The sequence below is a fragment of the Oleiphilus sp. HI0123 genome, from assembly GCF_001635315.1.
The window spans coordinates 1-3619 of record NZ_LWGE01001341.1 but is presented as its reverse complement, the minus strand read 5'-3'; the positions used below and the strand labels follow the sequence as shown (position 1 = coordinate 3619).

Annotated in this window: 3 protein-coding genes; 1 reads left to right on the top strand and 2 read right to left on the bottom strand. The window is 44.7% G+C overall.

Going from position 1 to position 3619, the window contains the following annotated elements; all coding sequences use genetic code 11:
• Nucleotides 1-858: efflux RND transporter permease subunit (locus A3761_RS16720; protein ID WP_156491903.1), on the top strand; the 858-nt coding region annotated here is incomplete at its 5' end.
• A gap of 66 nt (nt 859-924) precedes the next feature.
• On the opposite strand, the gene A3761_RS16715 is transcribed toward A3761_RS16720, so the two are convergent.
• Together A3761_RS16715 and traF are read right to left on the bottom strand one after the other, a co-directional pair.
• On the bottom strand, nt 925-2523 hold the full coding sequence (locus tag A3761_RS16715; RefSeq protein WP_068554965.1) for a hypothetical protein: 1599 nt from the start codon (nt 2521-2523) through the stop codon (nt 925-927).
• Between the two features lie 11 nt (nt 2524-2534).
• Nucleotides 2535-3619, bottom strand: a 1085-nt coding sequence (traF, locus tag A3761_RS16710; protein ID WP_068750545.1) for a conjugal transfer protein TraF, incomplete at its 5' end; no start/stop codon positions are given.

Here is a 3619-nt window from a genome sequence, read left to right as displayed (position 1 = left end):
CTTTTACAAGTATTCTATGACGAGAATGAAGAGATCGAGGTTCGGATTATTCTTCCCGATGAAGAGCGCAACTACTCTCGTATTCTCGACAACTTCCCTCTCGTTACACCCTCTGGTGATATTGCTCAGCTAAGCAATGTCGTCACCTTGACCCATAGAAAAGGCTTAGAACTGGTTAGGCATACTGAAGGTAAGCTTGGTCTGCACGTCACCGCCAGCGTTAACCCCGACTTAAATAATGCCAACCAGATAATCGCCGAGCTACAAGAAGAGTTTTTACCTAACCTGTCCATCGAGTACGGTATTAAAATAGACTTGAAAGGCAGGGCTGAAGAACAAGCCCAGACCGGCAAAGATATGATGCTAGGCGCAGCCATAGGCTTTACCTTAATCTATATTATCCTGGCGTGGGTATTTGGTTCCTACTCTTGGCCTGTCGCAGTATTGCTTGCGATCCCTCTTGGAATATCGGGTGCGATACTGGGTCACTGGCTGCTAGGCATTGACCTAACCATGCTCTCTTGGTTTGGCTTTTTTGGCCTATCAGGCATCGTTATCAATGATGCGATAATATTGGTCACCTTCTATCGAGAGTTACGAGAACAAGGCCAGCCCGCCAAACAGGCTATTGTCGATGCTTCATGCCTGCGACTCAGAGCGGTTATGCTGACCTCTTTGACGACTGTTGCGGGGCTATTACCACTGCTGTTCGAAACATCACTGCAAGCTCAGTTCCTGATCCCTATGGCTGTCAGTATTTCATTTGGCCTGGCATATGCAACGATTCTTATCTTGTTTGTTATTCCAGCTTTAATTTCGCTTATTGAAGAGTTTAAAGAGCGGAAAGCTAAGGCCTAAGAAATATAATAAACCAACAAAAAAGGGGCGCCAGAAAACTGGAGCCCCTTTTTTAATGCTTTGAGCTTACAAGCTATTCAACAGCGCTTCACAGCTTGCATCATCCGTTGGGCGTTCATTAACGCTCTGTTCTATATCAATCAGACCATTTGGACTTGACCAACTTGCGGTTTCCCCTGCATAGCTCATGCTATAAAGGTTTTCACCATCAGCTTCACCTCGACTGATCAAAGTCAGATCAAACGAACCAGCAACCGTTAACACCAATCGACGATCATCAATGGTAAACCAAGTAGCCAAATCAATCAGCGTACCCGAAGTTTCGTAGATATCGTCTTCATCATTATCGTTGCTGGTATCATTGTAGGCTAGACACAGGTCTACAGTACCTGCCTGGCCGCTTTCATCGGCGTCAAACAAGAACAAAGCCTTTCCAGAGATACCTTCTTCGCCATCACTATAATCGATAAATAACTCTCGACCATCCAGCGCCTCATAAGTATCACCACCTGTGCCAATTGAAGCCGAACTGAAATCAGTAGTAGAACTAAAATCCAAGTCAAGCAAGGTGCTGAAGTCAATATCTTCCCCACCACTCAAGTCGGTATATAAATTAGATGCAAGGTTCTCAACTTCTGCCACCGCATCAGCCAAGTCACTGGCATCTTCATTCATCTTAGTCACTATTAACTCTACACCCACCATGCGAGAACGCGCCTCGTCCAAGTCAGCGGTGGTGCCAGGTAGTGCATCATCAATTAAGCCAAGAATCTGTACTGCATCCGCAATTACATTGCCTTCAGCAGCATTACCAGGAAAGGTTTCATCCTCATCACCCAGCTCTGTATAAAGAGCGCTCACAGCAGCATTGACACTATTGAAAACAGCTCTCAATGAAGTCGTATCAAGTGTGTCACCGGCTGCAATAACCGCCGCCAATTCTTGATAAATTAGAACACTTGCGCTATTTGGGAAGTTACTTAGGTCACCAAAGGCATCAAAATGCTCATCGAAAACATCTTCAAACAAGGCGACTACTTTATGAAGCTTCAAGGCCTGATTGGTCAAATCAGCATCAAATGCATCAACGCCCCCCTCACCCAAAAAGTCACTATTAGCTTCGTCTGATGTAATACCTAACTCATCTAACACATCAGCAGCATCCTCCCCTGCTTCAGCGATAATAGAGGTTAAAGGTGTAATATTTTGATTTGGAACCGTACCACCCGACAGATCAACATTTGCCGCTAAGGCACCAATGAAAGGCTCGCCGGTAAAGATATCAAAGCCACCGTATGCGCGAAGCGTTCCAGTACCCGTTGCGGAAGTTGATAAACAATGCCTTGCCTGGGCGCTTGTCGCATCACTAGCACAATAATCAACTAAGCCATCTTTACTTGTTGAGAAAAAACCATCTTTATCGGTAATCGCTGAAGCTTCCCAAGCATCGCGTTTGCCATTGTCGTTACCATCCAAATAAACTGTAGCACCCGCCAAGTAGGCATCAACAACGGCACCTTCAACTGCTTGTTTCGACTGGCTTGTACCCCCATCAGGATCATCAGGGTTACTACAACCAGCGCTAATTGCAACAGCTGCAGCTAGGGCAGTGAGTGAAAATCCCTTCGTCATCGTGAATAACGTTTGTTTCTTAATAAGGTTCATATGCCCTCTCCTTAAAATTTCTCTTCAAAGCCGATATTAAAGCCAAAGCGTCTCGGTGCTTTTGTTCCATCAAGTTCAACTGTATCCAAACTCGCCGCTAAATCAATATTCATCATGCCAAACAGTGTTGTACCAAAGCCAACCATAGTTAGCTCGCTACCGACTAAATTCTGACTAATACCTAAACGAATTGTCGGCAAAATATAACTATTAGGGAAATAAGTGGCAGAACCGCTTATCATCTGGCTTTCTCGGCCTACCAAGTCATACACAGAGTTTAAGTCATAAGCGCCTGTCAATAACCACTGCTTGTCCTCAGTATAGAGAGAGCCTTCAATGGTTGTTTGAGCAGCCATTACAGCAGTTTCTTGCAGTGAGATTTCACCAGAAAATACGTCGCGAGCAACTTCACAGTTAGCCCTTCTTGTTGGGTCTGTAATTGAGCCACAGTCTGTACCAATATCGCCATACTTGAACTCAGGCTCATTTATATTTGCGATAGTCAGGCCAGCATGACCATTAGGGAAAGCCCAAAGAAGACCTAAATCAACGCCCATCTCTGTTGTTGAAACTGTATTCTCTTCAAATTCGTCACGAATCGCATCACCAGCATCGTCATCTTCGGCGATGTTAGTCAATGCCAGTACTTGTTTATTCATGGTGGCGTGATAAGCATTAAGCTGAACCCCTGCAAAGAGCTTAGAATCCATCACTGGCGGCTGCCATACTTCAGCACTGTACGATAGACTACCCGTAACCAACGAAGCGCCTTTTACATAAAGTGCACTCGCTGTTAGTAGCTCGACATCACTACCGGTAATCTGAATATCTAGTGGGGCATCAAGAAAACTAACATCAAACAAACCCGAGGCATGAACATCCAGACCTAACACGCCGCCCAAGAAATCTGTTCTCAAAGCCATTGGAAAGAAAGGAACATGTAAACCCAGACCAATCGTTAAACGCGCATCTTCACCAAACTTTGGTAATAAGTCATCAAACTTTTCTTTGATATCAAGTGCTTCACCCAACGTTAAGTCTTCATTATCAAGAGCGTCAGACAATTCATCGACTTCATCAATAAAGTTGTCAACCT

What these genes read in the sequence shown, in the direction of transcription:
- A3761_RS16715 (WP_068554965.1), bottom strand. Translation starts at nt 2,523, where the DNA reads ATGAACCTTATTAAGAAACAAACGTTATTCACGATGACGAAGGGATTT.